At 63.1% G+C, this 24,261-nt stretch carries 21 protein-coding genes and 1 tRNA gene; 7 read left to right on the top strand and 15 right to left on the bottom strand.

All coding sequences use genetic code 11. The annotated features are described in order from the left end of the window. Nucleotides 1-135 precede the first annotated feature (135 nt). The 4 genes from ACZ5J0_RS05805 to ACZ5J0_RS05790 all read right to left on the bottom strand — a co-directional run bounded on the left by ACZ5J0_RS05805 (nucleotide 136) and on the right by ACZ5J0_RS05790 (nucleotide 4,346). A complete protein-coding gene (locus ACZ5J0_RS05805) occupies nucleotides 136-753 on the bottom strand; it encodes a rhomboid family intramembrane serine protease (RefSeq protein WP_142939886.1) in 618 nt (205 codons plus the stop codon). 14 nt (nucleotides 754-767) lie between these two features. Next, entirely contained in the window at nucleotides 768-2,006 is a 1,239-nt protein-coding gene (gene ilvA / locus ACZ5J0_RS05800; protein WP_142939887.1) for a threonine ammonia-lyase, read from the bottom strand. Between the two features lie 3 nt (nucleotides 2,007-2,009). After that, nucleotides 2,010-3,290 carry an AI-2E family transporter gene (locus ACZ5J0_RS05795; protein WP_464094382.1) on the bottom strand — a complete coding sequence of 427 codons (1,281 nt, stop codon included), beginning with the start codon at nucleotides 3,288-3,290 and terminating at the stop codon, nucleotides 2,010-2,012. A 105-nt stretch (nucleotides 3,291-3,395) separates the two neighbouring features. After that, nucleotides 3,396-4,346: an aldose 1-epimerase family protein gene (locus tag ACZ5J0_RS05790; protein WP_464094381.1), complete on the bottom strand. Its 951-nt coding sequence runs from the start codon at nucleotides 4,344-4,346 to the stop codon at nucleotides 3,396-3,398. A gap of 98 nt (nucleotides 4,347-4,444) precedes the next feature. Here ACZ5J0_RS05790 and galT point away from each other — a divergent pair, with 98 nt between their 5' ends. The 3 genes from galT to ACZ5J0_RS05775 all read left to right on the top strand — a co-directional run bounded on the left by galT (nucleotide 4,445) and on the right by ACZ5J0_RS05775 (nucleotide 8,052). Further along, complete coding sequence (gene galT / locus ACZ5J0_RS05785) at nucleotides 4,445-5,593, top strand: galactose-1-phosphate uridylyltransferase (RefSeq protein WP_464094380.1); 1,149 nt, start codon at nucleotides 4,445-4,447, stop codon at nucleotides 5,591-5,593. After that, nucleotides 5,590-6,750, top strand: coding sequence for a galactokinase (gene galK / locus ACZ5J0_RS05780; RefSeq protein WP_166841448.1), 1,161 nt, complete (start codon nucleotides 5,590-5,592; stop codon nucleotides 6,748-6,750). Before galT ends, galK begins: the two co-directional genes overlap by 4 nt. 63 nt (nucleotides 6,751-6,813) lie before the next feature. After that, a complete protein-coding gene (locus ACZ5J0_RS05775; RefSeq protein ID WP_464094379.1) occupies nucleotides 6,814-8,052 on the top strand; it encodes an acetyl-CoA C-acetyltransferase in 1,239 nt (412 codons plus the stop codon). A gap of 103 nt (nucleotides 8,053-8,155) precedes the next feature. On the opposite strand, the gene ACZ5J0_RS05770 is transcribed toward ACZ5J0_RS05775, so the two are convergent. After that, a complete protein-coding gene (locus tag ACZ5J0_RS05770) occupies nucleotides 8,156-9,067 on the bottom strand; it encodes a Bax inhibitor-1/YccA family protein (RefSeq protein ID WP_250821302.1) in 912 nt (303 codons plus the stop codon). Nucleotides 9,068-9,379: 312 nt separating this feature from the next. Here ACZ5J0_RS05770 and ACZ5J0_RS05765 point away from each other — a divergent pair, with 312 nt between their 5' ends. Genes ACZ5J0_RS05765 through ACZ5J0_RS05750 form a run of 4 tightly spaced genes read left to right on the top strand, consistent with a single transcriptional unit; the run spans nucleotide 9,380 to nucleotide 13,505 of the window. Continuing rightward, complete coding sequence (locus tag ACZ5J0_RS05765) at nucleotides 9,380-10,777, top strand: branched-chain amino acid ABC transporter permease (protein WP_142939894.1); 1,398 nt, start codon at nucleotides 9,380-9,382, stop codon at nucleotides 10,775-10,777. A 9-nt stretch (nucleotides 10,778-10,786) separates the two neighbouring features. Beyond that, nucleotides 10,787-11,755, top strand: coding sequence for a branched-chain amino acid ABC transporter permease (locus ACZ5J0_RS05760; protein WP_142939895.1), 969 nt, complete (start codon nucleotides 10,787-10,789; stop codon nucleotides 11,753-11,755). Beyond that, nucleotides 11,752-12,735, top strand: a complete 984-nt coding sequence (locus tag ACZ5J0_RS05755) for an ABC transporter ATP-binding protein (RefSeq protein ID WP_142939896.1) — start codon at nucleotides 11,752-11,754, stop codon at nucleotides 12,733-12,735. The genes ACZ5J0_RS05760 and ACZ5J0_RS05755 overlap by 4 nt, the downstream gene beginning before the upstream one ends. Continuing rightward, nucleotides 12,732-13,505: an ABC transporter ATP-binding protein gene (locus ACZ5J0_RS05750; RefSeq protein WP_017198706.1), complete on the top strand. Its 774-nt coding sequence runs from the start codon at nucleotides 12,732-12,734 to the stop codon at nucleotides 13,503-13,505. The genes ACZ5J0_RS05755 and ACZ5J0_RS05750 overlap by 4 nt, the downstream gene beginning before the upstream one ends. A 79-nt stretch (nucleotides 13,506-13,584) precedes the next feature. Here the strand turns inward: ACZ5J0_RS05750 and ACZ5J0_RS05745 are convergent, their stop codons facing one another. From ACZ5J0_RS05745 to eno, 10 genes are all read right to left on the bottom strand, one after another. After that, nucleotides 13,585-14,523 carry a lipid kinase gene (locus ACZ5J0_RS05745; RefSeq protein ID WP_464094378.1) on the bottom strand — a complete coding sequence of 313 codons (939 nt, stop codon included), beginning with the start codon at nucleotides 14,521-14,523 and terminating at the stop codon, nucleotides 13,585-13,587. Between the two features lie 123 nt (nucleotides 14,524-14,646). Next, the gene (locus ACZ5J0_RS05740) at nucleotides 14,647-16,002 is read right to left on the bottom strand and encodes an ABC transporter substrate-binding protein (protein WP_142939898.1); all 1,356 of its coding nucleotides are present in this window, start codon (nucleotides 16,000-16,002) and stop codon (nucleotides 14,647-14,649) included. 223 nt (nucleotides 16,003-16,225) lie between these two features. After that, nucleotides 16,226-16,299 (bottom strand) — tRNA-Leu (locus tag ACZ5J0_RS05735). Between the two features lie 21 nt (nucleotides 16,300-16,320). Then, a complete protein-coding gene (locus ACZ5J0_RS05730) occupies nucleotides 16,321-17,241 on the bottom strand; it encodes an N-acetyltransferase (protein ID WP_464094377.1) in 921 nt (306 codons plus the stop codon). 105 nt (nucleotides 17,242-17,346) lie between these two features. Further along, entirely contained in the window at nucleotides 17,347-18,801 is a 1,455-nt protein-coding gene (locus tag ACZ5J0_RS05725) for an NAD(P)/FAD-dependent oxidoreductase (RefSeq protein ID WP_142939900.1), read from the bottom strand. A 38-nt stretch (nucleotides 18,802-18,839) separates the two neighbouring features. Next, nucleotides 18,840-20,246, bottom strand: coding sequence for a S8 family serine peptidase (locus ACZ5J0_RS05720; protein WP_464094376.1), 1,407 nt, complete (start codon nucleotides 20,244-20,246; stop codon nucleotides 18,840-18,842). Continuing rightward, entirely contained in the window at nucleotides 20,243-21,208 is a 966-nt protein-coding gene (locus ACZ5J0_RS05715) for a Ppx/GppA phosphatase family protein (RefSeq protein ID WP_250821300.1), read from the bottom strand. The genes ACZ5J0_RS05720 and ACZ5J0_RS05715 overlap by 4 nt, the downstream gene beginning before the upstream one ends. Continuing rightward, a complete protein-coding gene (locus tag ACZ5J0_RS05710) occupies nucleotides 21,205-21,888 on the bottom strand; it encodes a DUF501 domain-containing protein (protein WP_223942070.1) in 684 nt (227 codons plus the stop codon). Before ACZ5J0_RS05710 ends, ACZ5J0_RS05715 begins: the two co-directional genes overlap by 4 nt. Before the next feature lie 69 nt (nucleotides 21,889-21,957). Then, nucleotides 21,958-22,764 carry an FtsB family cell division protein gene (locus ACZ5J0_RS05705; protein WP_464094375.1) on the bottom strand — a complete coding sequence of 269 codons (807 nt, stop codon included), beginning with the start codon at nucleotides 22,762-22,764 and terminating at the stop codon, nucleotides 21,958-21,960. A gap of 148 nt (nucleotides 22,765-22,912) precedes the next feature. Then, on the bottom strand, nucleotides 22,913-24,193 hold the full coding sequence (gene eno, locus ACZ5J0_RS05700; protein WP_142939905.1) for a phosphopyruvate hydratase: 1,281 nt from the start codon (nucleotides 24,191-24,193) through the stop codon (nucleotides 22,913-22,915). Between the last annotated feature and the right edge of the window lie 68 nt (nucleotides 24,194-24,261).

Below are 24,261 nucleotides of genomic sequence, written 5' to 3'. Positions count from 1 at the left end.
TGAAAACACGACGCCGGCCCACCCCTTTTCGGGGCGGGCCGGCGTTTTTCGTGTGCTCACCCAACTGGTCGTCGTGCGCTCACCCAACTGAGTAGGGGCACACGGGTGGGGGCGGTTGGGTTAGTGGCGGTTGGGTTAGAGTACGGCGGGCTTGGGCTTGGGACGCAGCAGGATAGCAGCAACGACGCCGCCTATTGCCCCGCCGAGGTGCGCCTGCCACGAGATGTAACCCATGACCGTGGGCAGCACGCCGAAGAGGATGCTGCCGTAGGCCATGAACAGCACCACGGAGAGCAGGATTTGCCACCAGCTGCGGTTGAAGAATCCCCGCACCAGCAAGAACGCGAAGAACCCGAACACCAGTCCGGATGCCCCCACGGTCACCCCTCCCCCGCCGATCAGCCACACCGCCAGCCCTGACCCGAGCCAGCTGAATGCCAACGCCGTGATGAACACGCGGATGCCGGACAGGAACACCAGGAAGCCGAAGATGATCAGCGGCAGCGTGTTGGACAGAAGGTGGTTGAAGTTGGCGTGCAGCAGCGGAAAGGTCAGGATGTCCAGTACCCCGTCAATGGAGCGGGAGCGCAGACCAAAGGTGGAGTTCAGTCCGTGGCGCATCAAGGTATTGAGGATCTCTATGACGTAGAGCAGGACAACGAAGCCGCCCATAAAGAGCAGGCCGCCTTTCGCCCGCCCGGCCAAAGATTCGCGCGCCTCTTCCTTTGATTCCTCAGGCATTCCAAGCACCATGGGCGCCCCTTCCGTCAGTGCACCACGATCGGCTGGAAGCCCTCGGCCCGCAGTGCACCGAGAACCTGCTCGCCGTGTTCGTGGCCTTTGGTTTCCAGGTTGATAGTGATGGAGACGTCCCCCATGCTGATGGAACCACCCAAACGGGTGTGGTCCAGGCCGGTGACGTTGGCATCGTTTTCAGCGATGATGCGGGCTATGGTGGCCAACGAACCCGGCCGGTCATCGAGCATCATGCGGACCGTCATGAAACGGCCTGCGGCCGAGAGACCGCGCTGGATGACTTTGAGCATGAGCATGGGATCGATGTTGCCGCCGGAAAGCACGACGGCGGTGTTCCCCGGGTTGTCGATCTTGCCGTCCATCAGTGCGGCTACTCCGACCGCCCCGGCTGGCTCCACCACCATCTTGGCGCGCTCGAGGAGGAAGATCAGGGCACGGGCGAGCGAGTCCTCGCTCACGGTGACTACGTCGTCAACAAGCTCGCGGATGATGCTGAAGGGCAGTTGCCCCGGACGTCCTACCGCAATGCCGTCGGCCATGGTGGTGACCTTTTTCAGTGGCACCAAGGCATCGGCGGCAAGGGAGGGCGGGTAGGCGGCGGCGTTTTCTGCCTGTACGCCGATCACCCTGATCTCGCGGCCAAGTTCCTTGGCCCTGGCCTTGATGGCCACAGCTACGCCTGCCAGCAGCCCGCCGCCGCCAACACCCATGAGGATGGTGTCTACGTTGGGGATCTGGTCCAAAATTTCGAGCCCGATGGTGCCCTGTCCGGCAACAACATCCACGTTGTCAAAGGGGTGGACAAACACTGCGCCTGTCTCGTTGGCGTAGCGTTGCGCTTCCGCCAAGGCCTCATCCACGTTGTGGCCGTGCAGGACCACCTCGGCGCCGTGGCTCCTGGTGGCCGCCAGCTTGGGCAGGGCCACACCCAGGGGCATGTAAATGCGGGCATTGATGCCCAGGCTCTTGGCCGCCACTGCTACACCTTGGGCGTGGTTACCGGCTGAGGCCGCCACGACGCCGCGCTTCTTTTCCTCGTCCGTCAGGCGCGCCATGCGCACGTAGGCGCCGCGAACCTTGAAGGAGCCTGCGCGCTGCAGGTTCTCACACTTGAAAAAGACGTTGCCGCCCACGAGGCTGCCCAGCGCACGGGACGACTCCACAGGAGTCTTGGTAATAATGCCCTCGAGGAGCTCCTGCGCCTTGAGGACATCGTCCAGCGTGACGGGCAGGGTTTCGAGGGTATTCACTGACTATTCTCCTTTGTTGGTGTCGGCTTGAGGCTCCTCAACAGAGGCGCTCCCCGAAGCCTTGGTCTTGCCGGTGACGCCTTTGGCGAGGCGCGATTCGGGCCGTGGGAGGTGGACCTCCTTGAAGTTGGCATCACTGTCCGGCCCCGCCGAAGCGGCAGCCGGCTGGAGTTCCACACCGCCCAATCCTTCATCATGTTCCCACGTCCGGCCCGCAATGTAGCGAACTGCCGTGTTTACTACGGCGAGCAACGGAACCGCGAACAGGGCTCCGGGGATGCCGGCCAGGTACGATCCGGCGGCAACTGAGAGGATCACTGCCACCGGATGAAGTGCCACGGCCTTGCCCATCACCAGGGGCTGCAGGATGTGGCTTTCAAGCTGCTGCACCACCAGCACGATTGCCAGCATGATCATTGCGTTGATGGGCCCGTTGGCCACGAGGGCGAGCAGGACCGCGATGGCACCGGTCACCAAGGCACCCACCACCGGAATGAACGAGCCGATGAACACCAGCACCGCCAAGGGCAGGGCCAACGGGACCTGGATGATGGCTGCGCCGACGCCGATGCCCACAGCATCCACGAACGCGACGAACATTTGAATTCGCACGTAGCTGACCATGGACGTCCAGCCCCGGCGCCCGGCGCCGTCAGTGGCCCTCCGTGCGCTCCTGGGCAGGAGCCGGACCATGAAGGCCCAGATCCGGGGTCCCTCCAGGAGGAAGAAGATAAGTATGAACAGTGCAAGGACAAGACCGGCCGCGAAGTGACCGGCAGTGCTGCCGAAGGACAACGCGCCGCTGAGGATGCTGCTGCTGTTGTTCTGGAGGGCGTCCGCGCCGTCGGAAATGTACTGGTCAATCTGGTCTGCGGTCAGGTGCAGCGGCCCATCGGCCAACCACGTCTGAATCTGCTGGATGCCTGCCAGCGCCTCCTGCCAGAGGGCGCCAAAGCCTGTCACCAGTTGCCTGCCAACCAGCGCGAGGGCACCGCCGATCACGCCAATGAAGCCCAGCACTGTGATGGCAACCGCTCCCCCGTTGGGTACCTTGCGGTTGCGCAGCCACTTCACTACCGGGTGCAGCAAGCCGGCCAACAGCGCAGCAACCATCACCGGGATAATGAGGAAGCTAACTTTGCCCAGCAGCCAGACAAGGGCGCCGATCATGAGCAGGATCAGGCCGGCCCGCCAGGACCAGGCTGCTGCAATGCGCACCCCATACGGGATGTCTTCGGCAATTTGGCGGTCAGAACGTGTTTTGGCGTCCGGTGTTGGCGTCATGAACCCATAATTCCGTAGGGCGCGCCGTATGGGAAACCGGCTCTCACTTCCGGGACATTTCCAAGCCCGTCGGAGCCATTCCCAGGCTTTTCCGAGTCCAGGGAGCTATAGGGAGGCTGCGATTCCCCAACGCATGGTGAATGCCTCGCCCGGCGCCAACCACCGGAGGCCATCACCGCTGTTGAAGGCGTTGGCCGGCCCGGTCATGGGTTCAAGGGCAACGGCTTTGGAACGGCCTGGGAAGGTGTCGGTGACGAAGACGTGAACATATTGGCAGTTTTCGTCCTGCTCCAGGCTCACACTGCGGCCATCCGGTGCGGTCAGCGTATGGCGCGCCGAGCCGCCGTCGAACGCCAGGTCAGTCAAGGCGACGTCCACCAGCAGGCCGCCTACTCGGGCACCACCGGAGAGGTCGTACTCACCGTCCGCAGGCGCGGTGCTGCGCGGAATGAGGCGCTCGTCCGCCACCAGCCGGGTGGCAGCCCGGACGGTCAGGACCAGGTCCTCGGGGGCTACATCGCCGATCCGCAGGTACGGGTGCGCGCCCAGGACGAAGGGGGCATTGCTTTGGGAATCGTTGATCAGCGTCTGGGAGACGCGGAGATCAAGGTTCTGGTCCAGTTCGTAGCGCACCTGGTGCCGCACCAGGAACGGGTAGCCGTGCTGGGGAAATACTGTGGCTTCCAGCGTCACGGAGAACTCGGATTCGTCCACCAGCACGTACCCGGTGTTGCGCAAGAGTCCGTGGCTGGCGTTGTTGCGTGAGGCCTCGGTGATGTCCAGTTGCTGCTTCTTGCCGTCCAGGTACCAGATCCCGTCCTCTACCCTGTTGGCCCACGGCGCCAGGGTGATACCCGTGGCACCGGGGGCAATGTGGTCGTCGCCGTAGCTTTCAGTCAGCTCGACGCCGCCACGGGAGTAGAGTCGCAGGCCGGCGGCGAGCTCGGTAATGACGGCGAGCGCATCGCCCCGGCGGAGCTCGAACTGGCGGCCCGTGGCGAAGCGGCGGGACTCGGACTGATGGGCGTTATCGGCTGGCGGGGGGGAGACAGACATGGCAATACCGTACTGCATTGCCTGACCTTCACGGCGAGATGAATGTTAGCTTTTGTTAGAAACTATGCGTTTTTGGTCACTTGTGAAATACTGAACCTATGAGCCGCATCACCAGCACCCGCCTCGCGGACAGCCGAGAGCTGATCTACTTCGACGACCCCGGAACGCCGGAGCGAACACCGGATTCCCTGGTGGACCACCGCGAGCTTCCTGCCCGTGGCGAGCCAGGCGAGGTGCGCTACGACGCTTTGTCCGGTGACTGGGTGGCGGTAGCTGCCCACCGCCAAACCCGTACGCACCTTCCCCCTGCTGATCAGTGCCCCATCTGCCCCACCACGGCTGCTAACCCTTCGGAAATCCCGGCATCGGACTATGACGTGGTGGTGTTCGAGAACCGCTTCCCTTCATTGGGTCCGGCCGTGGGTGATATCCCCCCGCTTCCTGCACCCTGGCACTCCGGCCACAGCCTCAAGGGCCCGGCGTACGGCCGCTGCGAGGTTGTCGCCTTCACACCTCAGCACACCGGCTCCTTCGCTGAACTGGGCGAAACACGTGCGCGTACGGTCATCGAAGCGTGGGCCCAACGCACTGAAACTCTGAGCGCCCTCCCCGGCATCAAGCAGGTGTTCCCGTTCGAGAACCGCGGCGCGGACATCGGCGTCACCTTGCACCACCCGCACGGCCAAATTTACGCTTACCCCTACGTGACCCCCCGCGCCGCCCAGCTCGGTGCGGTAGCGCGAAAGTACTACGACGACGTCGACGCGAAGGAAACGCTCGGGGCCTCCCTCCTCAAGGCCGAACGTGAGGACGGCAGCCGCATGGTCCTGGAGGCCAAGCACTTCAGCGCCTATGTGCCGTTCGCTGCGCGCTGGCCTTTGGAAGTCCACCTCGTTCCGCACCGCAGCGTCCCGGATCTTGCCGCGTTGACGGGCGAAGAACGCGATGAGCTCTCGCACGTCTACTTGGACCTGTTGAAGCGGCTCGACGCCCTCTACCCCACCCCCATGCCGTACATCTCTGCCTGGCACCAGGCACCCTTGGACCCTGCCCTTCGCCCTGCAGGCCAACTGCACTTGCAGCTCACCTCTCCCCGCCGTGCTGCCGATAAGCTGAAGTACCTGGCCGGTTCCGAGGCCGCCATGGGCGCGTTCATCAACGACACCACCCCCGAGGCAGTGGCGGAACGGCTGCGTAGCGTCGCCGCACAACCTTCGACTATGACTCTGGAAGGCACACGAGCATGACCACCACTACCGAGACCAGCGTCCTCGCCGCCCGCTTCCAGGAAACGTTCGGCGCAGCTGCCGACGGCGTGTGGCAGGCACCGGGACGGGTTAACCTCATCGGCGAACATACGGACTACAACGAGGGCTTTGTGCTGCCCTTCGCTATCGACAAGACAGCAAAGGTGGCCTTGCGCGTCCGAGACGACTCGAAGGTGCGCATGCTGTCCACCTTCGGCGGCCACGGAATCGTGGAAGCCGACCTGGCGGACTCGGAACCCGGGTCAGGTGAAGGGTGGTCACGCTACCCCCTCGGCGTCGCTTGGGCGCTTAAGGAACGTGGCGTCACGGTGCCTGGCTTTGACCTCCTGCTCGACTCCGATGTTCCCTCCGGCGCTGGTTTGTCTTCCTCCCACGCAATCGAGTGCGCCGTCATCTCGGCCCTCAACGAGTTGACTGGCGCCGGTCTGGCTGCCGAAGACCTGGTGCTCGTTACCCAGCGCGCCGAAAATGTGTTCGTAGGCGCGCCTACGGGCATCATGGACCAGTCGGCTTCCCTGCGTGGCGCCAAGGGGCACGCCGTTTTCCTGGACTGCCGCGACCAGCATGTGGAGCTGGTCCGGTTCGACGCAGAAGCGTCCGGCCTGGTCCTGTTGGTCATTGACACCAAGGTGTCGCATTCACACGCCGACGGCGGTTACGCCTCCCGGCGCGCGTCCTGCGAGTTGGGTGCCGAGATCCTTGGCGTCAAGGCACTGCGCGACGTCGGCGTGGAGCGTTTGGAGGAAGCCTCCGGGTTGCTGGACGAGACGACCCTCCGGAGAGTCCGCCACGTGGTCACCGAAAATGATCGCGTACTTCAGACAGTGGAAACCCTGGACTCCCAGGGCCCTGCCGCGATTGGTGCACTGCTGGATGCCAGCCATGTCTCCATGCGCGACGATTTTGAGATCTCATGCCCGGAACTCGACCTCGCCGTGGACACATCCCGGGCCAACGGCGCCATCGGTGCACGCATGACCGGCGGCGGCTTTGGCGGATCAGCCATCGCACTGACTCCGGTGGGCCAAGAGCAGCAGGTTCGCGACGCCGTCGTGCGTTCTTTCGCGGAGGCGGGCTTCACCGCACCTGACATCTTCACCGTTACCCCGGCAGAAGGCGCCCTGCGCCTCGCCTGACGCGTTCAGTTCCACCGTGCTAGCGCCCGGCGTCCCAGCGGATGCCGGGCGTAAGCTGGGGCCATGACTGAGGCTGTCATCGTTGCTACTGCCAGAAGCCCTATTGGCCGGGCCTTCAAGGGTTCCCTCAAAGACGAACGTCCGGATGACCTGGCCGCCGCCATGGTGCAGGCCGCCCTCGCAAAGGTTCCGGGCTTCGATCCCGCCGCCGAGGACGGGCAGGGCCTGGACGACATCCTGCTGGGCTGCGCTGAACCCAGCGGTGAGGCCGGATCCAACATGGCACGGGTGGTTGCCGTCCTGGCGGGTTTGGACCGCGTACCCGCAGCAACTATCAACCGCTTCTGTGCCTCCAGCCTGCAAACCCTGCGGATGGGCTTCCATGCCATCAAATCCGGGGAGGCGCACGCGATCGTGTCCGCCGGGGTGGAGAGTGTGTCCAGGTACCAGAACTGGGCAGGGGCCGGCGAAACGGATTCCTCTAACCACAACCCTCTTTTCGAGGCAGCGGCCCAGCGTACTGCGGCGCGCGCGGCCTCCAACATCCCGTGGACCGACCCGCGTCTCGGCGGGCGGCTACCCGATATCTATATCTCCATGGGCCAGACCGCCGAAAACGTGGCCACAAGCTATGGAATCAGCCGGGCCGAGCAGGACGAGTGGGGTGTCCTGAGCCAGAATCGTGCCGAAGCCGCCATTGCCTCAGGGTTTTATGCCCGGGACATCACGCCCTACACGCGCAAGGACGGAATTGTGGTGGAACGGGATGACTCACCCCGGGCCGGGGTCACCTTGGACGCCGTCTCCGCGTTACAGCCTGCGTTCCGTACGGAGGGGACCGTGACTGCAGGTAATGCCTGCCCCCTGAACGACGGTGCCGCGGCTGTGGTGGTCATGAGTGACGCGCGCGCCCGCGAATTGGGCCTGCAACCGCTGGCGCGGGTGGTGTCAACCGGCGTCAGCGCCCTCTCCCCGGAGCTTATGGGCATGGGTCCCGTGGAATCGACCCGGCGGGCCCTCGCCCTGGCAGGACTGACCATGGACGACATCGACCTCGTGGAGCTCAACGAAGCCTTCGCCGTGCAGGTGGTGGCGAGCGCCCGCGAGCTGGGAATTGATCCATCGAAGCTGAACGTCCATGGTGGCGCCATCGCTTTGGGCCATCCCTTCGGCATGACCGGGGCCCGGATGACCAGCACGCTCCTCAATGGGCTCAAAGAACGCGACGGAACCCTGGGCCTGGCCACACTGTGCGTCGGCGGAGGCCAGGGCATGGCCGTGGTTTTTGAGCGCTTGAGCTAGCCGACAGATCTTCAGGTGGCGAGTGGTTGGATCTGCCCCCTCAGCGACACAAAAATGCCCCCGAAGACTCTTCGGGGGCATTTCGCGTTGGAGCTGTTGGTAACTAGTCGTCGCCTCGAAGGATTGCCAGCAGGCGGATGATTTCAACGTAGAGCCACACCAAGGTGACCGTCAGGCCGAATGCCGCAACCCAGGAGTACCGCTCCGGGGCGCCTGCACGGACGCCTTCCTCGATGCTGGTGAAGTCCATGATCAGCGAGAATGCGGCCAGGCCGATGGCCAGGATACCGATGAAAACGCCCAGCGGGATGCCGAAGATCTCGACGCTTGTGCGCAGACCGAAGGGCTCCTGCACAACACCGGTCCACGACATCACCAGGTTGATCAGTGCGAAGACCGCGTAACCGATAGTGGCGATCATGAAGAAGCGCACCATCTTGGGGGTGGCGCGGACCTTGCCGCTCTTGAAGAGCACCAGGGTGACGCCGAAAACTGCCAGGGTACCGATGACAGCCTGAAGGCCGACACCGGGGTACATGCCATCCAGAACGCGAGTAAGTCCGCCCAGGAACAGGCCTTCAAGGCCGGCATAGGCGAGGATCAGGGCCGGTGAAGGCTGCTTCTTGAAGGTGTTGACCAGGGCAAGGACGAAGCCGCCCAGTGCACCAACGATCATCAGCATGGTGGAGAGGCCGGGAGCAACGAAGAGAGTGACGCCGGCACCGATGATCAGCACAACGAGGCAGGCGACCGTCTTCATGATGACGTCGTCATAGGTCATGCGGCCGGTGTCGGCCGGGCCTGCAGCAGGCTGGTTGTACATCTGCTGCAGCTGCTCGTTGGTCATGTTCTGCTGCTGGGCGGACCATGCTGCGTGGCCGTCCATGACCTGGCTCGGTGCACGGCCGGGTGCTTGGTTGAACTGCTGGCCGTACGGGTTCTGCGGTACAGGCGGGGCCTGCTTTGCTCCACGGAAATTCTTTCCGTTGAAGACTGGGTTTCCGCCAAGTGCCATTGCGGGTGTCCTCCTGAAAAAGGGCTAGTGATAATTCACGGTACCAATTACCACGTGCGCGCGGCAGGGAAAGTTCCCTTGTTCACCCAGACGAAACTCAACCGTGACAAGAAAAGGACCAGCGGCTGCTCCCGGAGGTTTGCGAGCATTGGTGCATCACAAGTTGCCTATAGCTTCACAGTTGTTATCTGATCGCGATCTTCCCAGCCCCGAACTGGGCGTTTATTGCCTCCACCGGGCGGTAACATAGGCCACACATGGGTGACTTAGATCACAAACGAGGCAGCTAGGCAAGAACAATTCACAAGCCCCATGACCGTTCGCACCGGCTGCAATGGCGCAGCCGGGACCACCCCCACTGTGGAGGTTTCCATTTTGAGAAGCACACTGCGCGACCCGTCCATGAGACGGTCCAAGGGACTGCAGAGAGTTGTGGGGGCGCTGTTCGCAGCCCTCATTACCGCTCTGTTGATCGCCGCCCCTTCGGCACAGGCAACCACCCCCTCGCCTTCGCCGTCACCGACGTCGTTCCAAAACAACATCAGCGGGTTCCTCCGCGACGATGCCCGGGCCCCCATATCCGGAGTCAAGATCAAAGCCACGGGCAACGGATTCGAAGGTGAAGCCACCTCCGGTGCAAACGGAGCCTGGACCATCGGCGTTCCCGTCCAAGGTACTTACACCATTGAGCTGGATACCTCCACGTTGCCGGAGGGAATCGCACTGGCCGAGGGACAGGACAATCCCCGTGATGTCACCTTCAGCCAAACATCCAACTTGTCGGTGATCTTCGCCTTTGGCGAGGGCATTGTGGTGCAGCAACAGGACTTCGGCCAAAACCTCCTCAATCGCCTCGTTGCGGGTCTTAGCTTTGGCCTCCTCCTTGCACTCGCCTCGGTTGGCCTTTCCCTGATCTTCGGAACCACCGGCTTGACCAACTTCGCCCACGGTGAGATGGTGACGCTGGGCGCGGTACTGGTGTTCATGTTCAATGCCTTCGGGCTTCCCTTCTGGCTGGCGATCCTGCTTGCCCTGGTGGGCGGCGGTCTCTTCGGATACGTCCAGGACGCAGGGCTTTGGCGGCCCTTGAGGAAGCGTGGCTCCGGCCTGGTCCCTATGATGATCGTCAGCATCGGCCTGGCACTGGCAATTCGCTACGTCATTCAGTTCTTCTTCGGCGGCGCAACACAACAGCTACCCGGCGCGCAGAGTGCTGAGATCCAAATCGGACCTGTTTCCATTTCTCCGAATAATCTGTGGTCCCTGATTATCAGTGCCGTGGTGATCGCCTTGATCGGCATCGTCCTGCTCAAGACCCGCCTCGGCAAGGCGACCCGCGCCGTAGCGGACAACCCCGCACTGGCAGCTGCCTCCGGCATCGACGTTGACTCTGTGATCCGCATTGTCTGGATTGTGGGCGGCGTCCTCGCTTCCCTCGGCGGCATCCTGTGGGCGTACTACCGTCCAGGTGTCACCTTCGACATGGGCTCGCAGATCCTGCTGCTCATCTTCGCCGGCGTGACCCTGGGTGGTTTGGGAACCGTCTTCGGCGCCCTGATCGGCTCCATCGTCGTAGGTATCTTCGTGGAACTGACTACCGTGTTCGGCCTGCCCGCCGACCTCAAGTACGTCGGTGCGCTGTTCATCATGATTGTTGTTCTTCTGTTCCGACCGCAGGGTATCCTCGGCCGGCGTGAGCGTGTGGGTTAGGAGCGGGCCATGGACTTCGGATTTATTCTCTCCAGCGCCCTTGGCGAATTGTTCAGCCCAACGACGGCGGCTTACGCACTTGCCGCTCTGGGCCTCGCGGTGCACTTTGGCTACTCAGGGCTGTTGAACTTCGGCCAAGCCGGCTTCATGGCCGTGGGTGCCTACGGTTTCGCCATTTCCACCCTGACGTTCGACGCACCGTTCTTCCTGGCTTTGATCATTTCTATTCTCTGCTCGGTCATCTTCGCGTTCATCCTGGGTATACCTACTCTGCGGCTCAGGGCGGACTACCTGGCCATTGTCACCATTGCAGCGGCAGAAATTGTCCGCTACGTAGTCACCACCAATCAGCTCACCAGCGTCACAGGCTCCGCCAACGGCCTGGCAGCGTTCGAGAACACCTTCTATGCCATGAACCCCTTCCCCGAGGGTTCCTATATGGGCATGAACAACCGCGACTTCTTTATCCGCGTGGTGGGTTGGGGACTGGTCATTGTGTGCTGCGTCCTGGTGTGGCTCCTCATGCGCAGCCCATGGGGCCGTGTCCTAAAGGGCATCCGCGAGGACGAGAACGCCGTCCGCTCCCTGGGCAAGAACGTCTACGCCTACAAGATGCAGGCCCTGGTCATTGGTGGCGTGCTGGGTGCCTTGGCGGGCATGATCTTCACGCTCCCCCGCGGTGCCGTCCAACCGTCCAACTACGGCACGGAACTGACGTTCTTCCTGTGGACCTGCCTCCTGCTCGGCGGTATGGCCACTGTCCTGGGGCCGGTTATTGGAGCCATGATCTTCTGGGTTGTGCTCTCACTGACGCAGAGCTTGCTCTACGGCCTCATCGAATCAGGAATCATTACCTGGCTGACCACCGTCCAAGCTGGCCAGTTGCGCTACATCCTGGTGGGTGTTGCGCTGATGCTGCTGATGATCTTCCGCCCGCAAGGCGTCTTCGGCAATAAGAAGGAGCTTGCTTTCGCATGAGTGAGACCAACGAAAACAACATTGACTACATGACCGATTCGCGGCCTATCGCCGTCGGGGAAAACACCCCCGGTTGCAAGAAGCGCGATCCCATTGTGGTGGCTGAGGACGTCACCCGTTCCTTCGGCGGCATCAACGCCGTGGACGTTGAATACCTCGAGATCCCGCGCCACAAGATCACCGCTTTGATCGGTCCCAATGGCGCAGGGAAGACCACGCTGTTCAACCTGCTCACTGGCTTTGACACTCCCAATACAGGTAAGTGGCAGTTTGAAGGCAACAGCCTGGCAGGGGTCTCCTCTTACAAGGTGGCCCGCATGGGCATGGTCCGCACCTTCCAGCTGACCAAGGTGATGGGCAAGCTGACCGTTATGGAGAACATGCGGCTCGGCGCGGCGAACCAGCCCGGCGAGCGACTCTCCAAAGCCCTGTTCAAGGGCATGTGGGGTGGACGCGAAAAGGAAATTACGGCCCAAGCCAACCTGCTGCTGGAAAAGTTCAAATTGGACGCCAAGAAGGACGACTACGCAGCATCCCTCTCCGGTGGCCAGCGGAAGCTCCTGGAGATGGCGCGTTCCTTGATGGTCAAGCCCAAACTGGTGATGCTCGATGAGCCCATGGCCGGCGTGAACCCGGCCCTGACGCAGTCGTTGCTGGACCACATCAAGAACCTCAAGGCGGAGGGCATGACCGTTCTGTTCGTCGAGCACGACATGAACATGGTCCGCCACATCGCCGACTGGGTAGTGGTCATGGCCGAAGGCAAGGTTGTTGCCGAAGGACCTCCGGGCGAGGTCATGAAGAACCCCGCTGTCATCGATGCCTACCTTGGTGCGCACCACGATGTGGACCTGGGCGACGCCGAAGGCATCAAGGAACTCGAGGCTGAACTGGAAGCTGACGAAGAGTCCGTGGTGGGAACCGAAGATGCAGGCATCCTGTCCGAAATCGAAGAAACCAAGAAGGAGGACGGGAAATGAGCAGCAGCATCAGCGAAATGCCCGCCTCGGCGGCCGCTCCGGCCGGTGATTCCGTAGTCAAGGTCACTAATCTCGTGGCCGGTTACATTCCCGGCGTCAACATCCTTAACGGCTGCAGCATTGAGGCCCGCAAGGGCGAACTCATTGGCATCATCGGGCCTAACGGCGCCGGTAAGTCCACGCTCCTGAAAGCCATGTTCGGTTTGGTGAAGGTCCACTCCGGCACAGTGGTGGTCCGGGGCCAGGACCTCACCGGGTTGAAGGCCAACAAGCTGGTTACCCAGGGCGTGGGCTTCGTGCCGCAAACCAACAATGTTTTTGCCACGCTGACCATTGAAGAGAACCTGCAGATGGGCATGTTCCAACGGCCCAAGGACTTCTCCGAACGCTTCGACTTTGTGACCAGCCTCTTCCCTGAACTGGGAAAGCGACGCGCCCAGCGTGCAGGGTCCTTATCCGGTGGTGAGCGCCAGATGGTGGCCATGGGCAGGGCACTGATGATGGACCCGGCCGTGCTGCTCCTTGACGAGCCGTCGGCGGGCCTCTCCCCCGTCAAACAGGACGAGACCTTCCTGCGTGTCCACGAGATCAACCGCGCCGGTGTTTCAGTGATCATGGTGGAACAGAATGCCCGCCGTTGCTTGCAGATTTGCGACCGCGGATACGTCCTGGACCAGGGCAAGGACGCGTACACCGGTACGGGGCGCGAGCTCATGAAGGACCCCAAGGTCATCCAGCTTTACTTGGGTACTCTGGCGGACGAGGTCTAGCTGCGTCAGCCCCGAAGGCCTGGTTCCGGTGTCGCTCCGGAGCCGGGCCTTCGGCGCGTCCAGGGACGTTCAGGAAAGCTCAGGGGCGTCCCTCAAATGTGGCGCTGGTGCTGTCCTTCGGCACCACCACATGCACCGCGTTGCGTTGAACAGTGAAGTCGGTGGGTGTCCCGGTGGTGATCTCGCCGTCGAGGTTCACCGGCAGTGGCGGGGTGGTCACCAGCCTGACACTCCGGCTGGTGACATGGTGCACTCGCTCGTTCTCCACAAATTTGCCGTTCTTGAGCGAGCGAGCGATTTTTGCTTGCTCGCGCAGCGGAGCCATCAGGATTGCGTAGATGTCCAGGGTGTGGTCATCAATCCCTGCGGTGGGAGAAACTGCATTGCCGCCGCCGTAGTAGCGTCCGTTCCCCACGGCCACCTGTAACAGGTTCTCCAGCTCCACAGGCTGATGGTCCCCTTCCGGGAACTCCAAACGGGCGTGGAATGGCTTGTGCTTGGCGTAGGAGCGCACCGTAGCCACTCCGTAGGCCATGGGTCCAATGAGCCGCTTGAGACGCGGACTGAGGGCTTGGGTAACGGCTACGGACAGGCCGGCTGAAGCCACGTTGAGGAAGGGCTGCCCATTAGCCCGGCCGAGGTCTATGTCCACTATTTTTCCCTCGGCGAGGGCTTTGCAGGCCTCGCCAAGGTCCTTGGGGATCTCCAGCGTCCGGGCAAGGTCATTGGCGGTACCCAGTGGAAGCACACCCAACGCCACGTCCGTACCCGCCACCAGTCCTGCGGCGGAAGCAACCGTTCCGTCTCCTCCCCCCACCACCACAAGGTCATTCCCTCCAGTGACCGCCCGTTCCAAAGTCCGGTTGAGGTCCCCGGCCTCGTCCACCGTATACATGGCCGAAACCGGAAGCCCTGCCGCGTCCAGGCTCCGGACCACCAGCTCCCGGGCAGCAGAGCCTTTGCGTGAACCGGTATTGATGACCACCGCGATGGAGCGGGCTTCCCGGGTTAGCTTCATGTGGACATGGTAGGTCCACCGCCTGTGTGAAAGCTTTATTGAAGCTTGGGGAGACGCACAACGGGCCCCCTTCCTGGTGAGGAAGGGGGCCCGTCGCTAAAAGCGGCCTAGTTGGCGTTCAGCTTAGAGCTTGCCGAACTCTTCGCGGACCGGCTTGTAGGTGTTGTCGTCCTGGTATTCGTAGATACCGATGTATGCCTCGGTGGGGTCACCGGCATCGGAGAAGGTTACCGGACCGGACTGTCCGTCGTAGTCAATATCCTTGCCCTCGCGGAGCAAGGTGACACAGGACGGGAAGTTCGTGCACTTCTCGCCACCTTCAGAGACTTCCTTGAGCTTGGCTGCGATGTCCGTGCCCTTGGTGCTCTTGGCTGCCTCAGAGGCCAGCGCGATCAGGTTCACGGCGTCGTAGGACTCACCTGCGTAGCTGTAATCCTTCAGCGCGGGATCGATTGCGAGGAGCTTCTTCTTGAAGTCGTCCTTGGCGAACGTACCGGGGATGGTTCCCTGTGCGCCCTTCATGGTTCCGGCTTGGAAGTCCTTGCTGTAGTCCGAGGTGTTGCCGTCAACCATGAACAGCTGCGTGGGCTTGACGCCCTTGCCGGTCATCAGCGGGACGATGCTCTTGGCTTGGTCGAAGGTAATCAGTGCGATTGCATCCGGCTTGGCTGCGAGGACCTTGTCCACCTGGCTGCTGAACTGCGAATCGCCCTCGTTGAAGAGCTCTTCAGCAACAACCTTGCCGCCGGCTGCCTCGAAGGCTTCCTTGACGTTCTTCTGCAGGCCGGTTCCGTAAGCGTCGTTGAGAACGATCATGCCAACGGTCTGGGCGCCACAGGTGGCCATGTAGTTGCCCAGGACCTTGCCCTGGAGCACATCGGAGGGTGCGGTGCGCCAGTAGAGGCCCTTGTCATCCCATGTGGTGAAGTCAGGCGAGGTGTTTGCCGGAGAGAAGTGGATGACGCCGGCGCCGGTGATCTGGTTGATGACCGTCTTGGAAACGCCGGACGAGGCCGCACCGATCACTGCGCTCACACCTTGGCCCAGCAGGGCCGTGGTGGACTGCGTGGCGATGTCCGTCTTGGTGTCGCCGGAGTCGCGGTGGGTTACTTCCACCGGCGCACCCAGAACGCCACCGGCGTCGTTGACTTCCTTGATACCGAGGTTGACGCCGGCAATTTCGGGCGGGCCAAGGAACGCCAGCGACCCCGTTGTCGGCAGGAGCGATCCAAGCTTAAGCGGCGTAGCCGTCGTTGTGGTCGAGGGAGGTACTGGTCCCGTGTTGGTGGCAGCCTGGCTGTTGCCGGCTCCCGCCCCGCCGCTCGGTGCCGGGCAGGCGATACCTGCCGCGGCGGCGGAAGAAGACCCAGTCTGGGTGGGCGTCGAAGACCCACCACAAGCTGTGGCCAAGAGAGCGACCCCAATGCCAAGCGCTGTTAGCTTGGCGGCTCGGGGCGCCGCTGGGGAAAGATCAAACATGCGTTGTCTCCTCGATCGAAAGGTGCGAACTGCCTTTGATGCGATTACTCAGGTGTTCCTGATTAGGACTCAAACTAGTGCAATTACCCCCGGAACATAAGTGATTCAGGTCACATCCCTATAACACTCGTTGCCTGTGGGGAATCTCCGAGGTGGCTGGGAAAATGCGCTGAGGAGAAGAACGATGCACTGGAAGGGAGAAAGAGCTCTCACCTTGCCGCTGTGCCCCAGGTGGGACTCGAACCCACAACACGCGGATTTTAAGTCCGCTGCCTCTGCCAATTGGGCTACTGGGGCGCCCGGACCATGGTATCTCAGCTAGAGCCTGTTGAATGGCGCGGCGTAGCGGAAGGTGCCGCTGGCGTCGTCGGGCCACCCCGGAAGGGCCAACAACTGGAAGTGGTCTCCCCACGCAGCCTCGGGCGGTTCAACGCCTAACGACGTAGCCGGAACATAGCCGAAACGCGGGTAATACAGTGGGCTGCCAAGCAAAGCGATCCCGGGCTCTCCAAGGGCCGTGGCGCGTGCCGCCGTTTCGCGCATCAACGCAGAACCCACTCCACGCCGCTGGAACGGTGGAAGCACGCCTATAGGGCCCAGTGCAAGGAGCTCCAGCTGGTCCACCCAGCCCCTGGTGCTGATGGCGTGCCCCACTATCTCCCCACCCATCTCAGCTACGATGCTGAGCTCCGGAATGTATTCGCTGCACTCAAAGAGCTCCCTCAGGAGCCCCACCTCAATGGGCGTACCTTCAACAGGTTCGCCGGTCACCGGTGAGACGGAAAAGGCCCGCGCAGTGAGTTCCAGGATCTCGGCCCGGTCCTCGGGCTGTTCGGAGCGCAGGACCACGCCGCGTGCCAGAAGCCTCAGCACATCCATGGCCCTGCCCGCGTCCGCCGATGGCACCAGGAGGTGATCGTGGTGGAACCCGGCAAGGACATTGCAGCTGATGCCCGCGTGCGTCAGCGCCGCGCTGACCGCTGCGGTCAGGCCCACGGCCTCCAGTGCCGAATGGACCTGCAGTGTGATCCAGGTGGCCACGAAATCGTAGCTAAGGCCCAACGAGTCCGCTTCGTCGCGGTGAAGGACAACAGTCAGGCCCTCAGCCTCCCGAACGGCCGCCTCGATGCCGCCCTCCAATGGCCGGCCGTGCGGCCACAGGGCGTACACGTACTCGCCGTCACGGGCTACGGGATGAAGGGATTCCAGGAGGGTCTTCAGATCGGTTTCACCGGACATGAAGACAGTCTAGGGGCAGCCGTGCAGCGGCACTTCTCAAAACGCAGACGGTTAAAAGCCGACGGCGGCCACCCCCTTAAGGGGACAGCCGCCGTCGAGCGTGTACTACTTGGCGTCAGCAGTTACCGGAGTCTTGACTTCCTGGGCAACCGGCTTAGCTTCCACCGGTGCCGGAGCGGCAGCGGGCTTGGGAGCCGGAGTAGCCGCAGCCACGAAGGCACCGCGCGGGTTGTCCAGGTCCATCAGCTGCGTGGTGTCGCGGCCTGCGAAGAAGGCCAGGATCCAACCGAAGATCACACGGAACTTGCGCTCCACCGTGGGCATGGCCATGCCGTGGTAACCACGGTGTGCCAGCCAGGCGAGGCCGCCCTTGAGGCCGATGCGGCCGAGCAGGTTGATGTTGGCAACACCCTTCCACTCGCCGAATCCGGCTACGGCACCGAGGTTCTTGTGCTTGTAGTCGTGCAGCGGCTTGTCCCAGCGGGAAGCCCAGAGGTTCTTTGCGAGCTTCTTTGCCTGACGAAGTGCGTGCTGGGCGTTGGGGACGCAGGTGCCGTCCGGCAGGCCCTTGCCCGTGAGGTCCGGAACGGCGGCGATGTCGCCGGCGGCCCAGGCGTTCTCCACAATGCCTTCATCGCCGGCGATGCGGAGGTCCGGGAGGACGCGAACGCGGCCACGCGGTTCCAGCGGGAAGTCGGTGGAACGGATCATCGGGTTGGCCTGCACACCGGCAGCCCACACCAGGGTGTCTGCTTCAACTTCGCCGGCAGAGGTCTTGTCCGGGAGGTTGATCAGCTTGAGGTTGCCCTCAGCGCTGTCCAGGGAAGTGTTCAGGAGTACTTCGATGCCGCGGCTGCGGAGGTGCTCCACAACCCATTCGGCCTGCGAAGCGGTGACCTCGGGCATGATGCGGCCCATGGCTTCGACCAGGATGAAGCGGACTTCCTCCTGGCGGATGCGCGGATTGTTCCGCACAGCTGCGCGGGCGAGGTCTTCCATTTCGGTGAGGCATTCGATGCCGGCAAAACCGCCACCGACAACTACGAAGGTCAGTGCCTTGGCGCGTTCTGCGGGGTCAGTCATGGTGGAAGCGGATTCAATACGCTCCAGCACCTTGTTGCGCAGTGCAACGGCTTCTTCGATGGTCTTCAGGCCGATGCCCTTGTCCGCGAGGCCCTTGATGGGGAACGTGCGGGTGATGGCGCCGGCTGCGATCACGACGTCGAAGTACGGGATCTCGAAGTTTTCGCCGCCATCGGAGGGGGCGATCACCGCGGTGCGGTTTGCGTGGTCGATGCTGGTGACGCGGCCCTGGATGAGCTCAGTCTGCTTGAGGTGCTGACGGTGGGAGACGACGGCGTGGCGTGCCTCGATGTTGCCGCCGGCAACTTCCGGAAGGAAGGGCTGGTAGGTCATGTACGGCAGCGGATCAACGACGGTGACGATTCCGCCTGCGTTCGCGATCTTCTTCTGCAGTTTGAGTGCTACGTACAGGCCGACGTAACCGCCGCCGACGACGAGAACCCGGGGACGGTCAATGAGCTCTGGGGTGGTTGCCATGATTCCAGAGTACAGCACTTTGTGAAAATCTTCACTAACTACGTCCGGGTGGGTGGATCCACCTTCGCAAGGGCACCCGTTTCGGCCTCTTCGGGCACTGCGGGCGGGTTCTTTGAGACCCTTCGCAACTGGATCGCCGCGCCTGAGACCAAGGCAATGAACAGGGCGCCAAAACCAAGCACGACGGCGGCAGGTAGGGCGTCGTCCATGGTGGCCGGTGTCTTCGCTACGGGAACAGTCGGATCGGCGAGCGTGGGGGCGGCGCTGGTGGGGCTTGCCACGGGCGCCGGCTCGGGCTCGCTGAAGACACCACGCCGGTGGACGCGGATCCAGTCCCCGATGGAACCCAGCGGGTTAGTGCTGGTGACGGGTACGTCATTCTTCAACGCGGCTTCGGCGTTAAGGATGCCGTAGCCGTAAATTGGGTCCTTGCCGGGAGCGCCGGCGTCCTTGGCAGTGCTGACGATCCTGTTGATGACCTGGGTAGCGCTCATTTCCGGCCACTTGGAACGGATCAGTGCCGCCACACCCGACACGATGGGGGCCGCTCCGGACGTCCCAGCCCACTCGGCATAGGAACCTCCGGGGATGCCGCCCACCAGCTTTTCGGCCGGGGCAGCCACTCCAATGCTGATGCCCTGGGACGAGGAGTCAACGCTGGCGCGGCCCTCGCCATCAAGGCCTGCCACGGTGAGGACACCAGGAATGGTGGCCGGGGCGCCAACTTGAATATTGCCTCCAACGCGGTTTCCGGCGGCGGCAACAATCACCACGTCCTTCTGCTCCGCGTAAAGGAACGCTGCATCCCAGCTCTGCGGCCAATCCGGCGAGGTACTGCCCAGGGAAATGTTGATGACCTTGGCACCGTTGTCCACGGCCCAGCGGACGGCCTCCGGTATCTGCTCCTGGTCTGTCTTGCCGCCGGGGTTGGGTGAACCCAGCCAGGTTGAGATGGCCAGAATCTCCGCTTCGGGCGCAACCCCGGTGATGCCGTCCGGTCCCCCGGCAGGCGGAGTGGTTGGCGGCGGAGGCGGTGGGGCAGGTGACGCCGAAGCGGACGCTGAGGGCGACGGGGGCGGCGTGGGTGTTGTGTGGCCCCGCCCGGCTAGCATGGTGGCTACCAATGTGCCGTGCTCGGTGTTGGCACCGATGCTTTTTTGTCCGTTCGGAGCCCCGGCATTGGAGACGTCCGTTCCCCCGACCACAACTCCCTTGAGGTCCGGGTGGCTTCCGTCAACACCGCTATCGATGATGGCTACCTTGACTCCAGCACCCTTGGACACCTGCCAGGCGTTGATGACTCCAGATTCCTTGAGCCAGTACTCCTTGTCCCGCCACGCGTCAGCGTTGGCCGCCGGAGCCGACAACAGCGCACCCGCCAGCGTCGCACCGGCCAGGATGGTGGCAAGCGCAGCTGACAGGGCGCGCCGGTGCCGCTGTGTCATCGGCTGTCCCGGATACTCAGGGCGATGCCGTCCAGGATGTCATGTTCGCTGGAGACGGCCGCTTGGATGGCTCCTTGGCTGACAGTCGCCAAGCGGTCCAGGATCCGGCGCCACACCAACGCTCCGGCGCCGATAACGTCCACGCGGCCCGGATGCATGTAGGGAAGCGCCGCGCGCTCGTCCCGGGTCATTTCCAGCAGGTTGGTGCACGCATCGGTGATGGTTTCGAGGTCCAGCGACGCACCGTGGATCCGGTTGGGCTGGTATTCGTCCAGGCCCAGCGCGTGCGCGGTGATGGTGGTGATGGAACCGGCAACGCCCACCACTGCCGTGGCGCGGGCCAGCGGTACCGTCTGCGCGGCAAGATCAAGCGCGGCATCGACGTCGGCCTCCGCTGCGGCGATTTGCGCAGCGGTGGGCGGATCGCTGCGAAGGTGACGTTCGGTGAGCCGCACGCAGCCGATGTCCACGGAGCGTGCTGCGATGACGCCAGTGGAGTCGCCCAGAACGAACTCAGTGCTGCCGCCACCGAGGTCCACCACCAAGATTGGGTCCGCCCCCGTGGCCGGCAGAACACTGCTGGCCCCGGCGAAGGACAGCGCAGCTTCCTCGTCACCGGAAATGACCTCCGGCTCAACGCCCAGGAGCTCCCGTATGCCGTCCACAAAGACCTGCCGGTTGCGGGCGTCACGGGTGGCGGACGTCGCTGCGAAGCGGATACGCCCTGCACCGTGCTCCGTGATGAGTTCCGCGTAGTCACGTGTCGCAGCGAAGGTGCGTTCCAGGGCCTCAGGGGCCAGTTCACCCGTAGCATCGACGCCTTGGCCCAGCCTGACCACCCGCATTTCACGCACGACGTCCGTCAGGGGACCCGTCGCAGCGTTCTCTGATGCCGCAGAAGCATCAGCAATGAGGAGGCGGATGGAGTTGGTTCCGCAGTCAATGGCAGCAACGCGGCTCATGCAGTACCTTCCTGCTCGCCGTGGGATTCGCTCTTGGATTTCCGCACGGGCGCGGGACGCCCCACGATGTCCGGCAGTCCTTGCGGACCATGGCGGCTCAAGTCCCGCGAAGGAGCCTCGCCGGCTGTGTCCCAGGCGCCATCGCAATAACAGCGGTCCTTGGTCCACCACTCGGTGATCGAGGCCAGTGCCTCGTCCCCCAGCGGGTTGACGCCCGGTCCGGCAGCCAACGAGTGACCCACCAGGACATGGAGGCATTTCACGCGGGTGGGCATGCCGCCCGCGGAAATGCCGTCGATCTCCGGCACCGCTCCGGTGCCGGAGCGGCCGGCGATCTCGTTGCGGGCCTGGAGGTAAGCATCATGGGCGCCACGGTAGGCACCGGCCAGTTCCTGATCCGCGGTCAAGCGCTCATTCATCTCGTTCATCAGCCCACCAGCTTCAAGCCGCGACACCGCGGAAGTAATGACGGGGTGGGTGAGGTAGAACGTTGTGGGGAAAGGTGTTCCGTTGCTGAGCCTGGGAGCCGTAGCCGCCACCAAGGGGTTCCCGCAGACGCACCTGGCCGGGATCTCCACAACGTCCCGGACCGGCCTGCCCAATTGGCGGCTCAGGACCTCGAGATCGTGTGCTGATGGCTGGCGGGATTCATGCGGCACGGCTGCCGTGTTCTGTTCCACTTGCGCTGCCAACCTTCCTGCCCCTTTTTGTCACGTCCCATGCGGACACGACGGCGGCGGGCACCGCGTCTAGTCAGTTGCCGATCGTCTGATTGACTCCCAGAGAGCATCCACCCAGGGCAGATTCTCCGGGTTGGCCGACGATCCGGAGCCGGTGCGGCCACCCGGTGTGCCGGCGGCTTCTTCTCCCCCAAACACCCAGTAACCTGTTTCACCCGGCATAACCATGTTAATGCGGTCCCGGGCCTGTTGTTTCACGTAGTTGGGGTCCTGCCACCGGGATAGCTGTTTGTTCAGCTCAGTTTGTTCAGCTTTCCGCCCGGCAATTTCTGCCTCCAGCGCGGAAATTTCGGCACGTTTCTCCAGGAAAATCTTCACGGTGGGGGCCAGCAGGATAGTGATGGCAATCATCACCACGGCCAGCGCAAGCATCCGGCCGGAGAATGCTTTTGCCGGTACGGGATCGAGGTCGCGGTCTTCCTTGGCAGGGCCCGACTTTCCGGAGCCCTGGTCCTTGCCCGGAGATTTAGTGTCCACACCTTTGGATGTAGTCCCCGTTGGCTTCCTGCCGGCGGAGTTCTTGCCGGCGCCGGGGGCTTTGCTCCCCACCGCGGGAGTCGATGCGTGCGACGGTGCACGCTCGCCGCCAAACTCGGCCTTGATGACCTCCGCGCCCTTGGATCCAGCCTGGGATCCCTTGCCGGAGGCGACGTGGGAGCTTGCGCCTTCCCCGGACGGGCGGGAACCACTGGCGGGTTGGCTACCACCGGAAGGTTGGCTACCACCGGGAGGTTGGCTGCCACCGGCGGTGCGGCTGCGGCTGGGCGTGCTGCCAAGGGCGTCGGCCCTGGGTACCTTTGGACGACGGGTGGCCATGACACTCCTGTAATGCCCGGTGCTTGCCTGGCGGGTTGCTGCGCTTGCTGTTGCTGACCTGGCCCGCGTTAAGCAGAACCGGAGTTAAACAGAACCGGCGGCCATGGTCTTTCCACCATAGCCACCGGTTAGCTGTTTTCGCTGAAGGCTAGCCCTTGAAACGCGGGAACGCGCTGCGGCCGGCGTAGCGTGCGGCGTCGTCGAGTTCTTCTTCGATGCGCAGCAGCTGGTTGTACTTGGCCACGCGCTCGGAGCGGGCCGGGGCACCGGTCTTGATCTGGCCCGCGTTGGTGGCAACCGCGATGTCAGCAATGGTGGTGTCCTCGGTTTCGCCGGAGCGGTGCGAGGTGATGGTGGTGTAACCGGAGCGCTGGGCCAGGGACACGGCGTCGAGCGTTTCGGTCAGGGAACCGATCTGGTTGACCTTGACCAGCAGGGAGTTGGCCGTGGCGGCGTCGATGCCCTGCTGCAGGCGGACCGGGTTGGTGACGAAGAGGTCGTCGCCCACCAGCTGAACCTTGTCACCGATGGTGTCGGTGAGGGTCTTCCAGCCTTCCCAGTCGTTCTCATCCAGCGGGTCTTCGATGGAAACGAGCGGATAGTCGGCAACGAGTTCAGCGTAGTAGGCGCTCATCTCGGTGGCGGAAAGTGCCTTGCCTTCGAATTGGTAGGCGCCGTCCTTGTAGAACTCGGAGGATGCAACATCCAACGCAAGGGCGATGTCCGTGCCCGGGGTGTAGCCGGCATTCTTGATGGCTTCGGTGATCAGGTCCAGTGCAGCGCGGTTGGACGGCAGGTTGGGGGCGAATCCACCTTCGTCGCCGAGGCCGGTGGAGAGGCCCTTTTCCTGAAGGACAGCCTTGAGGTTGTGGTAAACCTCAACGCCCCAGCGCAGGCCTTCGGAGAAGGTCTCGGCACCGATCGGGGCGATCATGAATTCCTGGATGTCCACATCGGAGTCGGCGTGCGAGCCGCCGTTGAGGATGTTCATCAGCGGAACGGGCAGCACGTGGGCGTTCGGGCCGCCCAGGTACTTGTACAGCGGAAGGTCAGCAGAAGCTGCAGCAGCGTTGGCAACGGCCAGGGAGACACCCAGGATGGCGTTGGCGCCGAGCTTGCCCTTGTTGGGGGTGCCGTCCAGGTCGATCATGGCCTGGTCGATGCTGCGCTGGTCGGTGGCGTCGAAACCAATCAGGGCCGGGGAGATCTCGTCGATGACGGCGTCAACAGCCTTCTGGACACCCTTGCCGAGGTAACGGCCTTTGTCGCCATCGCGGAGTTCAACGGCTTCGTGCTCGCCGGTGGAGGCACCGGAAGGAACTGCTGCGCGGCCGATCTGGCCGTCGGAGAGCAGGACCTCAACTTCTACGGTCGGGTTTCCGCGGGAATCAAGGATCTCGCGTGCGTGGATGGCATCGATAAGCGCCATGGATGTGCTCCTTATGGGCAAATTACAGGAATGAGGAGGGAAATTCTCAACGTCCTCGTCGCTACTAG

This window comes from Arthrobacter sp. DualSoilB13 (assembly GCF_055389195.1).
This window is presented reverse-complemented; position numbering and strand designations above follow the sequence as displayed.

Excerpts from the sequence above, each read along its gene's own strand:
- ACZ5J0_RS05805 (WP_142939886.1), bottom strand. The coding sequence starts at position 753 with ATGGTGCTTGGAATGCCTGAGGAATCAAAGGAAGAGGCGCGCGAATCT.
- ACZ5J0_RS05795 (WP_464094382.1), bottom strand. The coding sequence starts at position 3,290 with ATGACGCCAACACCGGACGCCAAAACACGTTCTGACCGCCAAATTGCC.
- ACZ5J0_RS05790 (WP_464094381.1), bottom strand. The coding sequence starts at position 4,346 with ATGTCTGTCTCCCCCCCGCCAGCCGATAACGCCCATCAGTCCGAGTCC.
- galT (WP_464094380.1), top strand. The coding sequence starts at position 4,445 with ATGAGCCGCATCACCAGCACCCGCCTCGCGGACAGCCGAGAGCTGATC.
- galK (WP_166841448.1), top strand. The coding sequence starts at position 5,590 with ATGACCACCACTACCGAGACCAGCGTCCTCGCCGCCCGCTTCCAGGAA.
- ACZ5J0_RS05775 (WP_464094379.1), top strand. The coding sequence starts at position 6,814 with ATGACTGAGGCTGTCATCGTTGCTACTGCCAGAAGCCCTATTGGCCGG.
- ACZ5J0_RS05770 (WP_250821302.1), bottom strand. The coding sequence starts at position 9,067 with ATGGCACTTGGCGGAAACCCAGTCTTCAACGGAAAGAATTTCCGTGGA.
- ACZ5J0_RS05765 (WP_142939894.1), top strand. The coding sequence starts at position 9,380 with ATGACCGTTCGCACCGGCTGCAATGGCGCAGCCGGGACCACCCCCACT.
- ACZ5J0_RS05760 (WP_142939895.1), top strand. The coding sequence starts at position 10,787 with ATGGACTTCGGATTTATTCTCTCCAGCGCCCTTGGCGAATTGTTCAGC.
- ACZ5J0_RS05755 (WP_142939896.1), top strand. The coding sequence starts at position 11,752 with ATGAGTGAGACCAACGAAAACAACATTGACTACATGACCGATTCGCGG.
- ACZ5J0_RS05750 (WP_017198706.1), top strand. The coding sequence starts at position 12,732 with ATGAGCAGCAGCATCAGCGAAATGCCCGCCTCGGCGGCCGCTCCGGCC.
- ACZ5J0_RS05745 (WP_464094378.1), bottom strand. The coding sequence starts at position 14,523 with ATGAAGCTAACCCGGGAAGCCCGCTCCATCGCGGTGGTCATCAATACC.
- ACZ5J0_RS05740 (WP_142939898.1), bottom strand. The coding sequence starts at position 16,002 with ATGTTTGATCTTTCCCCAGCGGCGCCCCGAGCCGCCAAGCTAACAGCG.
- ACZ5J0_RS05730 (WP_464094377.1), bottom strand. The coding sequence starts at position 17,241 with ATGTCCGGTGAAACCGATCTGAAGACCCTCCTGGAATCCCTTCATCCC.
- ACZ5J0_RS05725 (WP_142939900.1), bottom strand. The coding sequence starts at position 18,801 with ATGGCAACCACCCCAGAGCTCATTGACCGTCCCCGGGTTCTCGTCGTC.
- ACZ5J0_RS05720 (WP_464094376.1), bottom strand. The coding sequence starts at position 20,246 with ATGACACAGCGGCACCGGCGCGCCCTGTCAGCTGCGCTTGCCACCATC.
- ACZ5J0_RS05715 (WP_250821300.1), bottom strand. The coding sequence starts at position 21,208 with ATGAGCCGCGTTGCTGCCATTGACTGCGGAACCAACTCCATCCGCCTC.
- ACZ5J0_RS05705 (WP_464094375.1), bottom strand. The coding sequence starts at position 22,764 with ATGGCCACCCGTCGTCCAAAGGTACCCAGGGCCGACGCCCTTGGCAGC.
- eno (WP_142939905.1), bottom strand. The coding sequence starts at position 24,193 with ATGGCGCTTATCGATGCCATCCACGCACGCGAGATCCTTGATTCCCGC.